This window comes from Sorangium sp. So ce1504, from assembly GCF_051521635.1.
Taxonomy (GTDB): domain Bacteria; phylum Myxococcota_A; class Polyangia; order Polyangiales; family Polyangiaceae; genus Sorangium; species Sorangium cellulosum_B.
Map to the genome: position 1 here is coordinate 5,352,687 of NZ_CP150365.1, position 14,886 is coordinate 5,367,572.

Below are 14,886 nucleotides of genomic sequence, written 5' to 3' on the forward strand. Positions count from 1 at the left end.
GCGGGCCCCCCAGGAGGCCGGCTGGCGCCCCCATGGCCCCGCGGGCGCATCGGAGCGGCCCCGTTGCGCTCGGTCATGCGTAGGAGACTTCGAGGATCTCGTACGTGCGCGGCCCGGCGGGCATGTTCACGCGGACCTCCTCGCCGACCTCATGGCCGAGCAGCGCGCGCGCGAGCGGCGAGGCGATGGAGATGCGCCCGACCTTGAGATCGGCCTCCTCGGGCCCGACGATCTGGAAGCTCTGCTCCTCGTCCGTGTCCACGTTCGCGAGCTTGACCTTGGCGCCGAACTGAACCTTGCTGCCGCTCAGCTTCGACGGATCGATCACCTCGGCGCGCGAGAGCGTCTGCTCGAGGTAGCTGATGCGGGCGACGATCATGCCCTGGCGCTCCTTGGCGGCGTGGTACTCGGCGTTCTCGGAGAGATCGCCGTGCTCCCGGGCCGTCCCGATGTCCTTGACGACCTGCGGCAGGTCGATCTCTTTCAGCCGTCGCATCTCTTCGCGGAGCCGCGCTTGTCCCTCGGGCGTCATCGGTACTTTCTCGGACATGGTGGGACGCTTTTAGCATGGCTCCCGGCCGGGAGACGACGGCCCTAGGCGCGCCAATCGCCCGAGGCGCCAGGCGCCCGGACCGCAGCGCGTGCCCCGCCGCCTTCGCCTAGCCGCGCCAGCGAACGATCTTCCGCGGCGGCCGCCGCGCATGGGCGTCCGCTGACTTGGTCGCGCTCCGGACGAGGGCCGCCGCCGTCCTGGAGAGCTCCTCGGGATGCGGTCCGCCGTGCGGGACGGCCGCGGCGTCCACCTTCGCCGTGGCCGCGCCGGTCGCCTCGGCGACCCGCACCTCGACCGGGACGTCCGCGTCCGGGAGCCGCACGAGGCCCCGGTACACGAACTCCCCTGGCGCATCTCCGGCGTCGGCCTGCTCCAGCACGTAGCGAGCGCCGGAGGACGGCCGTCCGACGGCCTGCGTCACAGCTGCGGCCCCGCGGGGGCGCGGCCCGACGCCGCCTTCTTGGCAGGCGTGCCGCGCGGCCCGCCCATCTCGTCGAGGAACCGGCGCGCGGTCACGGCGAACGGGCCGCCCCAGTCCCGGATGACCGACTCGAACACGGCGCGCGCCTCGTCGGGCTTCTTCATCTTGAGGAGCGTCTCGCCCTTGAGGACGAGCGCCTCCGGATCGAGCCCGGAGCCCGGGAAGGTCCGCAGCGCGTAGTCGATCCGGGCGAGGGCCGCGTCGAACGCGTCTTCCTTGAGGTAGTAGCGCGCGACGTAGAGCTCGTGGCGCACGAGCCGCCCCGTCACGACCTCGAGCATGTAAGCCGCGTCCTCGCGGTACCGGCTGCGCGGGTACTGCCGGAGGAACGTCCGGATCTCCTTGTAGGCCTCGAGCGTGGTCGCCTGATCGCGCTCCTCGGCCGGCGGCAGGAACACCGTGTCGTCGATGTCCAGGTAGAGCGCCTTCGCCATCCGGTACTTCGCGTACTCGACATTCCGGTCCGTCCGGTGCTCCTGGATGAACGCGCGGTACTCCGAGATCGCCTCCGGGTACTTTCCCTGCTCGAAATCGAGGTCCGCGATCCTGAGATCGGCGAGCCGGGCGTAGCGGCTGTAAGGGAAGAGCCGCTTCACCTCGCCGAAGAGGGCGCGAGCGTCCTCCCAGTCCTTGGCCTGGAAGGCGGCCATCGCCTCGTTGTACGCGGCGCGCGCGTCCTCGGTGTACGTGAGGGTCGCGGTGCGGCCGTCGTTGAGCTCGAAATCGCAGCCCACGAGCGCGCCGAGGGCAGCGAGGCACCCGGCGAGGGCGAGGACAGCGGCGGAGGGTCTCATCGAGCAGGCCTCGTACCCAATCCGGCGCCGGCGCGCCAGGGCTTCCGCCGTGGGGCCGGGCCTGTGCTCCTTCGCTCCCCGCATCGTGGCGCACGGCTGAGCTGGGGTATGGTCGACCCATGCCCGCTTCCTCTCCGCCGCCCGCCCCAGCGGCCACCGCCCCGCCCGGAGGCGCCGCCGCGCCCACCGTGCTCGTGGTGGACGACGAGCGCAACATCCGCCGCACCCTCGCGCTGGTGCTGCAGGGCGAGGGCTACCAGGTCGCGGAGGCCCCGAGCGCCGAGGCGGCGCTGGAGCTGCTCGCGCACGGCGACAGCCCCGTCGACCTCGCCCTTGTCGACCTGCTCCTGCCCGGCATGAACGGCCTCGACCTCCTCCAGCGCGTGCGCCAGGACGACGCCACCCGCGAGCTCCCGGTGATCGTGATCAGCGGCCACGCGACCGTCAACGACGCGGTGAAGGCGATCAAGCTCGGCGCCAGCGACTTCTTCGAGAAGCCGCTGAACCGCGAGCGCGTCCTCGTGGGCGTGAAGAACGCGCTGCAGAACTCACGGCTCGCTCGAGAGGTCGAGGATCTCAAGGCGCAGGTGCAGGCGCGCTACGAGATGATCGGCCAGAGCGCGGCGATGCAGCGGCTGTTCAAGGAGATCGACCGCGTCGCGCCCACGAAGGCGAGCGTGCTCATCACGGGCGAGAGCGGCACGGGCAAGGAGCTCGTCAGCCGCGCCATCCACCGGCTGTCGCCGCGGGCGCGGGGCCCCTTCGTCCGGGTCAACTGCGCCGCGATCCCGCGCGAGCTCATCGAGAGCGAGCTCTTCGGCCACGAGCGCGGCGCGTTCACCGGGGCGAGCGGACCGAAGCGGGGCTTCTTCGAGCAGGCCCACGGCGGCACGCTGTTCCTCGACGAGATCGGCGACATGGACCTCGCCGCCCAGGCCAAGGTGCTGCGCGCGCTGCAGTCGGGCGAGATCTGCCGCGTCGGCAGCGAGCACAGCCGGTACGTCGACGTCCGCGTGCTCGCCGCGACGAACAAGGACCTCTCTCGCGAGGTCGCCGCGCTGCGCTTCCGCGAGGACCTCTTCTTCCGCCTCGCCGTGTTCCCCATCAAGAGCCCGGCGCTGCGCGACCGCATGGAGGACCTGCGCGCGCTCGCCGACGCGTTCATGGCGGCGTTCTGCAACGAGAACGGCCTCAAGCAGAAGGCCATCGATCCGGTGGTCTACGCCGCGCTCGAGCGCCGGAGCTGGCCGGGCAACGTCCGCGAGCTCAAGAACGTGATCGAGCGCGCCGCGATCCTCTCGGGCGATGTCGTCACGATCGCCGATCTCCCGGAGGATCCGCACGAGAACCCGTTCGAGGACGACGCGCAGGGGGCCGCCGGTGACGGCGCGACGGCGCCCCCCGCCCCCGTCGCGGCCGAGCCGCCCGCGGGCGCGGCCCGCCACGAGCCGGAGCGCCCTCGCCTCACGCTCCGCGAGTTCCGCGATCGGGCCGAGCGCCGCTACATCGTCGAGGTGCTGGCCAGCCTCGACTGGAACATCTCGCGCGCGGCCGTTCTGCTCGGCGTCGAGCGCACGAACCTCCACAAGAAGATCCGCACGTACGGCATCAAGCGAGGTGAGGCGCCGTAGGCGAGGCCGACACGTCCCGCCTACGCGGCCCCCTCGATCGCCCTGCGGACGGCGCGGAGGAGCGACTCGGCCGTGAAGGGCTTCCCCAGCACCGCGGCGCCTGGCCGGACGGCAAACGGGCCGTCGAGGGCGTCGCCCGTGTAGCCGGACATGAAGAGCACCTTCATGTCCGGCCTGAGCTTCACGAGGCGAGCGGCGAGCTCGCCGCCGGACATCTCGGGCATCAGCACGTCGGTGAGCAGGAGGTCGACGCGCCCGCGCTGCGCCTCGCAGACGCGCAGCGCCTCGCGCGGCCCGCGCGCCGTCAGCGTCGTGTAGCCGTTCTGCCCCAGGATCCGGCTCGCGAGCGTGACCACCGCGTCCTCGTCGTCGGTGACGAGCACCGTCCCGCCCTCGCCCGGGCGCGGCGCGGCGCGGCGCGCGTGTACCGCGCGCGCGCGCCGCGAGGACGCCCCGCGCGCGGAGAGCGGCAGGTAGATCTCGACGCGCGTGCCCTGCCCGGGCCGGGAGGCGAGCTCGATGTGGCCGTGCCACTGCTTGACGATCCCGTACACGGTGGCGAGCCCGAGGCCGGTCCCCTTCCCCCTCGGCTTCGTCGTGAAGAACGGCTCGAAGGCGCGCGTCCGCACGTCGTCGCACATCCCGCTGCCGGTGTCGCTCACGACGAGGCGCGCGTACCGGCCGGGCGGGACCGCCGGGTGCGCGTCGCGCAGGCTCCCCGCAGCGCCGACGCGGACCGCGCGCGCCTCGATCGACAGCCGGCCGCCGCCTTGCATCGCGTCGCGCGCGTTCAGCGCGAGGTTCATCACCACCTGCTCGAGCTGCCCCGCGTCCGCCAGCACCCGGCAGGCCGACGGACCGAGCGCGATCGCGAGATCGATGCTGTCGCCGACGGCGGCGCGGAGCGCGCCGTCCATGCCGCGCACGACGTCCCGCAGATCCAGCACGACCGGCTGCGCGAGCCCCCGCCGGCTCACCGTGAGCAGCTGCCGCGTCAGCGACGCGGCCCGCTGCGCGGCGCGCTTGATCTCGGCGAGATCCTTCTGTACCGGGCTCTGCTCGTCGAGCTCCTCTATCACCAGGCTCGTGTAGTTCAGGATGATCGCGAGCAGGTTGTTGTAGTCGTGGGCGATCCCGCCCGCGAGCCGCCCCACCGCTTCCATCTTCTGCGCCTGGCCGAGCCCTTCCGAGAGCTCGCGCCGGCGATCGTCGGTGCAGCGCGCGGAGGAGAGATCGACGATGGCCCCGACCACGAGCCGCTCGCCGCTCGCTTCCGCGATGGTCTCGGTCCTCATCACCCGGACCGCCGATCCATCGCGGCGGGTGAGGAAGCCCTCGACCGCGCCGGCCGGCGGCGGCGTCGCGCCGGCCGCGCCCCCGCCGAGGTGGAGATCGCCCGCCGCGAGCGCCTCCTCCCGCGAGCCATAGCCGAGCAGCCGGGCGAGCACCTCGTTGCAGTCGACGAGGCGGCCGTCGGGCGCGGCGACGTAGAGCCCCGCCGGCGAGCAAGCCGCGAACAGCGGGCTGTGCGCCACCGGATCCCTCGACGATCGTCCGCTGCTCATCGACGCATGGCCGTGGAGAAACGTTCCGTCGGAGGGACATCTCCGACAACCAGAACTGAAGCGCGGACTCTCCGTCTTTGCAACGTCGTTCACACCGGCCGCACCGCGAACGTCACTGCAGGGCGGCGCGGCGAGCCGCGCAGCGTGGACGGTGTCTCGTTCTCCACTTCTCTCTTCTCCCCTTCTCCCCTTCTCCCCTTCGCTATCCCCCTTCGCTATCCCCCTTCGCTATCCCCCTTCTCTATTGCATCGAACTGGCCTAGACCGCGCCGGGGCTCGAGCGAGCCCGCTGGAGCGCTCCATGTTCTTCCTCGACAGCTCGAACCCGGCCGAGATCAAGGAGCTTTTCTCCTGGGGCGTGCTCGCCGGCGTGACCACGAACCCGCTCATCCTCGCGCGCGACGCGGGCTGCGTCGATCTCGAGCGGCGCATCCGCGAGGTGCTCGCGGCGTCGGCGGGGCCCGTGTCGGTCGAGCTGACGAGCGAGGACGAGGCGGCGATGCTCGACGAGGCCCGCGGCTATCACGCGTGGGCGCCCGAGCGGATCTGCGTCAAGGTGCCGTTCAGCGACGTCGGCCTCAAGGTGACGCACGCCCTCGCGAAGCGCGGCGTGCGCACCAACGTCACGTGCGTGATGAGCTTCAACCAGGCGTACCTCGCGGCGCTCGCCGGCGGCGCGTACGTCTCGATCTTCAGCGGGCGCATCCGCGACATGGGCTACGCCGCGACCCCGGTCATCGAGCGCACGCGCGCGAGGCTCGAGCGCGAGCGGCTGGGCGCCGAGATCATCGTCGGCTCGATCCGCCACCTCATGGACGTGAACGAGGCGCTCGACGCCGGCGCGCACATCGTGACCGTGCCTCCCGCCATCTTGCGGAAGATGCTCCACAACCCGAAGACCGAGGAGACGATCCGCGAATTCAACGCCGCCTGGGAGAAGCGTGCTAAGTAGCCGCGCGTGAACGCCGAGCCCGGCCACGCGCGAGGAGACGGGGAAGACGGGGAGGGCCGCGAAGACCGCGGGCCGCGCCCTCTCGGTAACGGGGACGCCCCGGGTCGACGCTCGCCGCCCCGCGCCGCGCCGGAGGCCTTCGCCGGGCGCAAGTACGCGGTCGAAGAGGTGAACCGGGCCCTCGTCGCCGTCGCCGGCCGGCCGCGGACGGTGCTCGACGTCGGCTGCGGGATCGGGCTCAACGGCGCCGCCGTCAAGCGCACGGGCGCGCGCGTGACAGGGATCGATATCGCGCCCGGCTCGCTCGCGCGCGCCGGCGCGGCGCTCGACGAGGTCCTCGCCGCCGACATCACGAGCGACGCCGCCGTGCGCGAGGCGCTCGGCGACCGGCGCTTCGACCTGCTCCTGTTCGCCGACGTCCTCGAGCACACGACCGACCCGCTCGCCGTGCTCTGCCGCTTCCTGCCCCACCTCGAGGAGGACGGCCACGTCATCATCTCGCTCCCCAACGTCGCGGCCTGGCCGGTGCGCCTCGGCCTGCTCGCCGGCCGGTTCGACTACGAGCCGAGCGGCATCCTGGACGACACGCACCTCCGCTTCTTCACCCGCGCGTCGGCGGTCCGGCTCATCGAGCGCGCCGGGCTCGAGGTGCTCCGCGTGGAGCAGAACCCGATGCTCGTCCGGGCCGCCAAGGGGCTCATCCTCCGCGGCCTCGGCGCAGGCGACGACCCCGGCGATCTCGCCAGCTCGCTCCCCTACAAGGCGTATCACGCGCTCGTCCGCCCGCTGGAGGACGTGGTCGCCGACCGCGCGCCCGGCCTCCTCGCGTTCCAGCACGTGATCGTCGCCAGGAAGCCGCCGCGCCCGCGCCGGATGCGGCTCACCGTCGGCATGCTGACCATGGATGAAGAGGAGAGCGTCGGCGCCATGATCGGCGAGATCAGGAAGGCGGCGCCCGACGCGGAGATCCTCTGCGTCGACAGCTCCACGCGGGACAGGACCCCCGAGATCGCGGCCGGCCTCGGGGCGCGCGTGCTCCGGCAGGTGCCGCCCCGCGGCCACGGGCCGGCCATGGAGCTCCTCATGTACAGCGCCGCCGCCCGGAGCGATCTGCTCATCTACCTCGATTGCGACTTCACCTATCCGGCCGAGAACATCCCCGTGCTCAGGCGCCTCATCGAGGAGGAGGGCGCCGACGTGGTGAACTGCGCGCGCACCCGCACGAGGCCGGCGGCCATGCCGGTCCCGAACTACATCGCCAACCGCGCCTTTGCCGCCATGACACACGCGATGCATGGCATCCCGACATCTGACGTCCACAGCGGAATGCGCGCCTACCGCTGCTCGGTGATTCGCGCGTTCGATTTCGACGGTGAGGGCGACGCGTTGCCCATCGACACGCTGCTGTTCCCTGCGAAGTGCGGCTATCGCGTGGTGGAGCTGCCCATCGAGTACAACGAGCGCGTCGGCACCTCGAAGCTGCGCAAGCTGGCCGGCACGGTGTGGACCATGATTCGCCTGCTGCGCGCGCTCCCCGTCGGCGCCCGGCTCGGCGACCGCTACGAGCGCCGCTAGGCGTCACGCCGCGCGGCGACGCGAACGAAGCGCGCCGGGCTCATCGGCGTGTGACGTGAATGTGGCGTTAGCGACGCGGCGCGGCGTCACCTCGACCGCGTGGTCATCGCATTGCCGCCGCTTATACTCCGCACCTTGCGACACCAGAGGAGGCAAGAGATGCGGTTTCTGAAGGGTTTTTGCGTATTAGGTGTGTCCGCGCTGATGGGCGCGGCGGCGGGAGCGGGGTGCGGGGGCGACGACGCCGGCGAGACGAGCTCGAGCTCGAGCTCAGCGGGAGGGACCGGCGGCGGGGCTCCAGGCGACTGCTCGCCGACGAACCCGGTCTGCACGGCTGTCGCTTCCGAGTGCATTGCCGTCCACGACAATCAGGGCGCGACGAAGTTCGGTCTGCGGATGGCGCAGCTGACGATCACGAAGCCCGACGTACTCGCGGTCGGCTATATCGCCCGCCTCGTCGCCGAGGGCCTGACGATGAATCTGCCCGTGTGCAACTTGAATGGCACCGGGACCTTTTCCTGGTTGCTCGAGTTCGACACGGCGACCGGCAAGCTGCGCACCGGCGGCGCGATGCCCACCAGCGACCCGCTCGCGGGCTACTGCTTCGCCAACATGTCTGCAGGCGAGTTCGAGATCGCGCCGAAGGAGCTCGACGCTCCCCTGACCGACGGCGCGTGGAGCGGCGCGTCCGACATCCTGAACGTCCCGATCTTCCTGGACACGGGCGCGGGAGACGCGGCCACCGAGCCGATCGTCCTGCCCATGCACCAGGTGCAGCTCACCGACGCGAAGGTGTCGGCGGACAACAACTGCATCGGACGGTACAACCGCGAGGGGCTCAGCCCGATCGAGGCCTGCCTCCCCGGCCCGGACGGCGATCCCCCTGCGTTCATCAACGGCGGCAAGCTCACCGCGTTCATCACGCTGGAGGAGGTCGACCGGGTGATCATCCCCGGGATCGAGCAGAGCCTCTGTGTCGTGCTCTCGGGCGATATTGGAGAGTACGGCACCGGTGAGACGCCCAATACGTGCAAGCGCGACGAGAACGGGGAGATCGTGCTGAAGGGCGACTGGTGCAGCGCGACGAACTCGGCCGCGACGGACGAGTGCGCCGACGCCTATGCGCTCGGCGGCGAGTATGCCGCGAGCGCCGTCAAGATTACCGGTCTCTGTCCCCAGTAGCGCTTGCGGGCGGCTCTCCGGGGAGCGTACGATCTGTCGTGGCGTCCTGAAGCCCGCGCCCAGCGGGCGCGGCGCTGCGGGTCGTGCTCCCCCGGAGGGTTCCTTATGCCCCGCGTCATCAAGCATTTCTCCGCCATCCTTGTTCTCCTCGTCATCGCCGGATGTGCCGCTTCGGGAGGCGGGTGCGCCGGCTGTGGAATGACCCCCCTCCCCGCCGGCTTCAAGCCCGCGGACCGCATCGAGAACGCCGGCGCGGCGCGGCTCACGCAGTCGGGCGTCGAGTTCCTCGAGCAGAACCTGGGTGTCCTCGGGCGCGCGCTCCTCGGGGGTGGGGACGGTGGAATCATCACCTTCCCGATCCCCCGGTCCTCCGGGTCCGCGCTGGTCGACTACACGGTCTGTCCTGGTGGAGCCGACCCGAACGCGAGCCCGCCGAGGTGCACCGCGGAGATCGACGTGGGGAGCGCGGCGCTTCATCTCGAACCGCGGACCCCGCACAACCTGCGAATCCGGGGGTCTCTGCCGGTGCGCCTGCAGAACCTCCCGATCCTGATCGACTTCCTCGTCACGGACAGCACGGTCATCGCCACCCTCAACGGCAACGACGCGTGCCCGCCCGACGACCAGACCTTCACGAACATCAACCTCGACGTCGAGCTCTCGGTCGAGATCGACGTGAATCCGCAGCACTCGCGGCAGGGCTACTCCCGCGTCAAGATCGTCCGGCTCGGCATCGACGAGGATCAGCTCGAGTCGAGGCTGCAGCTCGACTGCGGCGACTCCGTCGCCGGCGACATCCTCGATTTCTTGAGCCCAATCGTCCTCCCCCTCCTGACCGGCTCGCTCGCTGACACGCTGAAGGCCCAGCTCGACCAGCAGCTCTGTCTGAAGGCGGATCCGACGCAGGACCCGGCCTGCCCCGACGGCACGAACGACATCGGCGGCGTCTGCCGCTACGGCACGCACGCGAACGACGAGTGCGCCTCGATCCTGCTCGGCGTCGAGGGCCACATCGATCTCGGCCGGCTGCTCGCGAGCATCTCCCCGGGCACGCAGGGCGGGTTCGACCTCCTGCTCGCCGGCGGCGGCACGAGCGAGCGGGACGACGGCTCCGATCTCGCGTGGGGCGACCTCAACCCGGTCGGCAACGGGCTCACCCTTGGCCTCTACGGCGGCGCCGAGCCGGTGCCGACATCGAAATGTGTGCCGCTGTCGAACATGGCGCTCCCGGCGGGCATCCCGATTCCCGATGAGCTCGTCGCCAACACCGTCTCCGACTGGCCAGCAGACCTTCCCGGCCCCCACGTCGGTCTCGCGATCTCCGAGCGCTTCGCGAATTATGCCATGAACGGTCTCTACAACAGCGGCCTGCTCTGTCTCGGGATCTCCACGGAGACCGTGCCTCTTCTCAACTCTGGCACGCTGGGGCTGCTGGCCCCCTCCGCAAAAGATCTCGCGCTGCAGCGAGAGTCGCAGCAAGTCGCGGTCGTCATCCGCCCGCAGGCGCCGCCTCGGCTCACGTTTGGCAATGGCACGAACGGAAGCGACGACCCGCTCATCCGCGTCCAGCTGGACCGGGCGAGCTTCGATTTCTACGTCTGGTCGCTCGACAGGTTCATCCGGTTCATGACGGCGACGTTCGACGTGGATGTGCCCATGAACCTCTCGGTCACCCCCGAGGGGCTCACGCCGGTGATCGAGGCGCTCAGGGTCGAGAACGGCGAGGTGACGAACAACGGACTGCTCCGGGAGAACCCCGACAACATCGCGGAGGCGCTGGGCGGCCTCCTCAGCGGTCAGCTCGGGCAGCTGATCGGCGGCGGCATCCCGGCGATCGATCTCGACGGGCCGCTCTCCGCGCTCGGGCTCTCGCTGGTGATCCCGGAGTCGGCCGAGGGCGCGGGCTCCCCCGGCCTGCGGAAGCTCACGAAGGGGCAGGACAACTACCTCGGCATCTTCGCGGCGTTCGGAACGACGGCGCAGCAGCGCTCGCCGAGCAGCGACACCCAGGCCGAGCTGAGCCGCAAGGAGGTGCGCGCCGAGGGGCTCCGCCTGCCCACGATGACCCGCGACAACGGGCCGACGGCGCGGCTCGTCATGAACTCGCCGCTCGACGACGGCACGCGGGCCGTCGAGTACTCGTACCGCATCGACAGCGGCGTGTGGCGCCCGTTCACGCGCGAGCGCATCGTCGAGCTGCGCGACGAGTGGCTGCGGCTCCCGGGGCGTCACGTGATCTCGGTGCGATCGCGGATCGCGGGCGCTCCCCTGTCGCTGGATCCCACGCCGGCGACCGTCGAGATGGTGGTCGACGTCGATCCGCCGGTCATCGCCATCGGCGCCGCGGTGGACGGCCGGGCGCCGCTCGAGGTGCGCGATCGGGTCTCGGACGCCGCGCGCGCGAAGGTGCGCGTGCGGCTCGACGACGGCGCGTGGTCCCCGTGGTCGACGGCGGCGGAGACGACGTCGGTGGACGTCGGTGACGCCGTCGACATCGAGGTCGAGGCCGTGGACGAGGAGGGGAACCTCGGCACGGCGCGGCAGGCGATCCTCCGCGGCCGGGTCCCCGTCGACCCGTCGGCGGGCTGCGGCTGCGTCATGGCTGGCGGCGCCGGCGAGACGCCGTCGGGCGTCCGCTGGCTCGGCCTCGCCGTCGCGGCGGCGGCCTTGCGGCTCGCGCGGCGCGGCGACCGGGGCCCGTCGCCTCGGCGCCCCGCGCAGCGCGGTGCGCGGGGCGTGAAGGGCGCGCTGGCCGGGGTCGCCGTCATGGCGCTCCTCGGCTCGCACGCCGGATGTTCGTGCAGCGAAGAGCCGGAGGAGGTGGAGCCGGGGTGCGTCGCGCCCGACTGCATGACGCTGGAGCACGGGCTCATCGGCGCGTACACCTCGGTCGCGGTCGCCGCCGACAAGCGCACGGTCTGGGTCGCCGGCTACGCGGAGGCCGACTGGCGGAACGCGTTCGCGTGGGGCGACCTCGTGGTCGGCACGTGGGACGGCGAGGCGGTCGCGTGGGAGGCGATCGACGGCGTGCCCGCGGAGCCCCCGGTCGACCCGGCCCGGTTCGACGTGAGCGGGTTCCGCGGGGGCCAGACCGACCCCGGCGACGACGTCGGCCTCTGGACGTCGATCGCGGTGGGGCCGGACGGCGAGCCGGCGGTGGCCTACTACGACCGCACGAACCGCGCGCTCAAGTTCGCGCAGCGGCGGGGCGACACGTGGGCGGTGAGCTTCGTGCAGCAGGCGCCGAGCAGCGACATCGGCCGTTACGCGAAGCTGCTCTTCGTGAAGGGGTCGCCCGTCATCGCCTACCTCGCGATGGAGCCGGGCGAGGGCGGTGCGGTCACGTCGAGCGTCCGGATCGCGACCGGCGAGAGCGCCACGCCCGGGGAGGGCGCGTGGCGGTTCGAGGACGTGGCGAAGGACGAGGCGACGCCGTGCCGCGCCTTCCTCTGCGGCGCCGGGGCGAAGTGCATCCGGAGCACGGGGCGCTGCGCGACGCCGCTCGCGGCCGGCGACTGCGAGCCGGGGTGCGCCTCCGGGCAGGCGTGCATCGACGACGGCGGCTCGCCGGCGTGCGCAGCGACCTCCGACGGCAACCGGATCGAGACGTACCCCGAGGCGATCGGCGACTACATCGCGATGGCGCCCGACAATGCCGCCGGGTTCGGCCTGGCGTTCTACGATCGCATCCACGGCGACGTGGTGATCGCGTCGAGGTCGATGGGCGCGTGGGAGACCCGCATCGTGGACGGCGCGGCGCCGGACGGGACGGACACGGGCGACGTGGGCATGGGGACGTCGCTGTTCATCGATCGCGCCGGCGACTGGCACCTCGCCTACGCGGACGGCCGCTCGGAGGGGCTGCGGTACGCTCGGGTGAAGGGAGGCACGGAGGTCGAGCCCTCCGAGGTGGCGGACGACGGGCTCGGGATCGAGGGCGTCCCCTTCGAGGACGGGCAGCACCTCATCGGCGACGACGCGAACGTGTTCGTGACGGCGGCCGGGGAGGTGCGCATCAGCTACCAGGACGCGACGAGCGGGACCCTGCGGCTCGCGATCGGGACGAAGAGCGGCGACGGCCACAGCTGGCTCATCCAGGAGATCGAGCAGGAGGGGCTCGCGGGCGCCTTCTCGCGCATCGTGGAGGTGGACGGGCGGCTGCTCATCGCGAACTGGTGGCGCGTCGGCGGACAGACCACGAAGGGAGACGTGGCGCTCGTCACCCCCTGAAGCGCGCGCCGGAGCGCGAGCGCCTGGGCCGCGAGACGACAGGATCACCGCGTGCGGCGTCCCCCTGGAGCGCTCGGCCGACGGATCGCCGTTGAGCAGGCGATCCGCCGACTGGGTATGCTCCCGGGTCGGCGCGGCCAGGGCGCGGGTGCGTCTTCTGCGAGGATCTGCAGGCAGAGCGAAGCGTCACAGGAAAGGCTTGGGACGATGAGAGCGACGGAACGAACGAGCAGCAACGCGGTGAGCAACGCATCCCCTGCGCCGTCCGGTGGAGCGCAGGACCAGGCCGGCGCGCCCGCGCAGCGCGCCGCGCGGCGGCGGATCGGCGTCCCGTTCTCGCTGTGGCTGTTTCCCGCCGCGTCGGCCGTCGCGGCGCTGCACCTCGCCGGGTGCTGGCCGCTGTCCTACGCCGAGGATTGCAAGGAAGACTCGAGGTACTGCCCCCCCGAAACGACGGGCGGCGGCGAAGGCCCTGGCCCCACGTGCGAGCCGGACCCGACCCAGGATGCGAGCACGGTGGTGGACCGGTGCGCGGTGTTCGCGAGCGCGGTCGCGGCGTCCGGAGGAGATGGGACGAAGGCCAGGCCGTACGCGTCGCTCTCGGAGGCGCTCGCGAACGCGAACGGCAAGCGGGTGCTGGCGTGCTCGAGCGGAGTATTCGAGGAGAGCGTCACGGTCAGGGCGGCCGTCGAGGTGATCGGCGGCTTCGACTGCGGCGCAGGCTGGACGTGGAGCCCGGCGGCGCGGAGCGCCATCGGCGGGCCCGGGAACAAGGTGACGCTCACGCTGACGGAGGACGCGGGCGGGACGCGGGTGCGGAGCTTCACGATCAGCGCGGCCAACGCGACGGCTCCGGGCGGATCGTCGATCGGCGTGGCGGTCGCGGACATCGACGCGCAGCTCGAGCAGGTCGACGTGATCGCAGGGAACGGGGTGAACGGCGCGAGCGGCGAGACGCCGGAGGTCGTGCAGGATGGCGCGGACGCGCTGGAGGACGTCTCGAGCGCGTGCCTCGTGGCGGTCTACAGCGGCCAGCCCGGCGTAACGACGTGCGCGGATGGCGAGACGAGCGGCGGCGCCGGCGGCCTGGGTGGACAGCCCGCTGTAGATGAAGGGCGCGGGCAGACCGGCAGCGACGGCGCGCCTGGTGCGGCCTCCCCGCCCGCATCCGGCATCGGCGGCATCGGACACGGGCAGACGGGAGAGACGGGAGAGACGGTGGAGTGCAGGGACGGCGCGAGCGGCGCGAGGGGCGCCTCTGGCGGCGCTGGTACAGCTGGCAACGGCACCACGCTGACGCTGGCCAGCATCACCGGAGGTGACGGCGGCGCAGGCGTCGGCGGGACGCGCGGTCAAGGCGGAGGTGGAGGAGGCGGCGCGAAAGCAGGACGTTTCTGCATGTCCAGCGGGGGTAGCTACATCGACGGCGCGGGCGCCAGCGGCGGCGGCGGCGGGGCCGGCGGCTGCGGTGGAACGGGAGGCGGCGGTGGCAAGGCCGGCGGGTCGAGCATCGGGATCCTCAGCCTGGGGACCAAGCTGGCGCTGACCGATGTGACCATCGCCGTCGGCAAGGCGGGCCATGGAGGTGAGGGCGGAGGTGGAAGCCCCGGCGGCGAGGGCGGCATGGGGGGCAAAGGGGGGAGTCGCGTCTCCGGCGCTGGCTCGCTCGCGGGTTGCATGGGTGGCAAGGGCGGTGCGGGCGGCGATGGCGGCCCTGGCGGCGGCGGCCGAGGCGGCCACGCGGTGGGCATCGCCTACCAGGTCACGCCGAGCCCCGCGGCCACCGAGGTGCCGTTCACTGGAGGCACGGCTGGCAACGGCGGTTCCGCCGGTCTCGGTGGCTCCCCCGGAAGCGACGGCGCGGCCGGGGTGAGCGGCGCCTGCTGGGATTTCGCCACGAACCAGAGCTGCCCGCAGCCGTGA

General features: G+C 72.0%; 10 protein-coding genes. 6 read left to right on the plus strand and 4 right to left on the minus strand.

Annotated features, from left to right (window positions below; genetic code table 11):
- Positions 1 to 73 precede the first annotated feature (73 nt).
- From greA to WMF39_RS20070, 3 genes are all read right to left on the minus strand, one after another.
- Entirely contained in the window at positions 74 to 550 is a 477-nt protein-coding gene (greA, locus tag WMF39_RS20060) for a transcription elongation factor GreA (protein WP_012236225.1), read from the minus strand.
- 109 nt (positions 551 to 659) lie between these two features.
- The gene (locus WMF39_RS20065; RefSeq protein ID WP_437747094.1) at positions 660 to 974 is read right to left on the minus strand and encodes a hypothetical protein; all 315 of its coding nucleotides are present in this window, start codon (positions 972 to 974) and stop codon (positions 660 to 662) included.
- Complete coding sequence (locus WMF39_RS20070; RefSeq protein ID WP_437747095.1) at positions 971 to 1,828, minus strand: outer membrane protein assembly factor BamD; 858 nt, start codon at positions 1,826 to 1,828, stop codon at positions 971 to 973. Before WMF39_RS20070 ends, WMF39_RS20065 begins: the two co-directional genes overlap by 4 nt.
- 119 nt (positions 1,829 to 1,947) lie before the next feature.
- On the opposite strand from WMF39_RS20070, the gene WMF39_RS20075 reads away from it, so the two are divergent.
- Positions 1,948 to 3,459, plus strand: coding sequence for a sigma-54-dependent transcriptional regulator (locus WMF39_RS20075; protein WP_437747096.1), 1,512 nt, complete (start codon positions 1,948 to 1,950; stop codon positions 3,457 to 3,459).
- 20 nt (positions 3,460 to 3,479) lie between these two features.
- Here WMF39_RS20075 and WMF39_RS20080 read toward each other — a convergent pair whose 3' ends face one another.
- On the minus strand, positions 3,480 to 5,024 hold the full coding sequence (locus WMF39_RS20080; RefSeq protein ID WP_437747097.1) for an ATP-binding protein: 1,545 nt from the start codon (positions 5,022 to 5,024) through the stop codon (positions 3,480 to 3,482).
- A gap of 301 nt (positions 5,025 to 5,325) precedes the next feature.
- Between WMF39_RS20080 and WMF39_RS20085 the strand changes: the two genes are divergently transcribed.
- The 5 genes from WMF39_RS20085 (at position 5,326) to WMF39_RS20105 (ending at position 14,886) form a co-directional block, all read left to right on the plus strand.
- Positions 5,326 to 5,976: a transaldolase family protein gene (locus tag WMF39_RS20085; RefSeq protein WP_437747098.1), complete on the plus strand. Its 651-nt coding sequence runs from the start codon at positions 5,326 to 5,328 to the stop codon at positions 5,974 to 5,976.
- 6 nt (positions 5,977 to 5,982) lie between these two features.
- Complete coding sequence (locus WMF39_RS20090) at positions 5,983 to 7,551, plus strand: methyltransferase domain-containing protein (RefSeq protein ID WP_437747099.1); 1,569 nt, start codon at positions 5,983 to 5,985, stop codon at positions 7,549 to 7,551.
- Between the two features lie 192 nt (positions 7,552 to 7,743).
- A complete protein-coding gene (locus WMF39_RS20095; RefSeq protein WP_437747100.1) occupies positions 7,744 to 8,733 on the plus strand; it encodes a hypothetical protein in 990 nt (329 codons plus the stop codon).
- Positions 8,734 to 8,838: 105 nt separating this feature from the next.
- Positions 8,839 to 12,963 carry a hypothetical protein gene (locus tag WMF39_RS20100; RefSeq protein WP_437747101.1) on the plus strand — a complete coding sequence of 1,375 codons (4,125 nt, stop codon included), beginning with the start codon at positions 8,839 to 8,841 and terminating at the stop codon, positions 12,961 to 12,963.
- Between the two features lie 207 nt (positions 12,964 to 13,170).
- Positions 13,171 to 14,886, plus strand: a complete 1,716-nt coding sequence (locus WMF39_RS20105) for a hypothetical protein (protein ID WP_437747102.1) — start codon at positions 13,171 to 13,173, stop codon at positions 14,884 to 14,886.

Excerpts from the sequence above, each read along its gene's own strand:
- WMF39_RS20075 (WP_437747096.1), top strand. The coding sequence starts at position 1,948 with ATGCCCGCTTCCTCTCCGCCGCCCGCCCCAGCGGCCACCGCCCCGCCC.
- WMF39_RS20085 (WP_437747098.1), top strand. The coding sequence starts at position 5,326 with ATGTTCTTCCTCGACAGCTCGAACCCGGCCGAGATCAAGGAGCTTTTC.
- WMF39_RS20100 (WP_437747101.1), top strand. The coding sequence starts at position 8,839 with ATGCCCCGCGTCATCAAGCATTTCTCCGCCATCCTTGTTCTCCTCGTC.
- WMF39_RS20070 (WP_437747095.1), bottom strand. The coding sequence starts at position 1,828 with ATGAGACCCTCCGCCGCTGTCCTCGCCCTCGCCGGGTGCCTCGCTGCC.
- WMF39_RS20080 (WP_437747097.1), bottom strand. The coding sequence starts at position 5,024 with ATGAGCAGCGGACGATCGTCGAGGGATCCGGTGGCGCACAGCCCGCTG.
- greA (WP_012236225.1), bottom strand. The coding sequence starts at position 550 with ATGTCCGAGAAAGTACCGATGACGCCCGAGGGACAAGCGCGGCTCCGC.
- WMF39_RS20105 (WP_437747102.1), top strand. The coding sequence starts at position 13,171 with ATGAGAGCGACGGAACGAACGAGCAGCAACGCGGTGAGCAACGCATCC.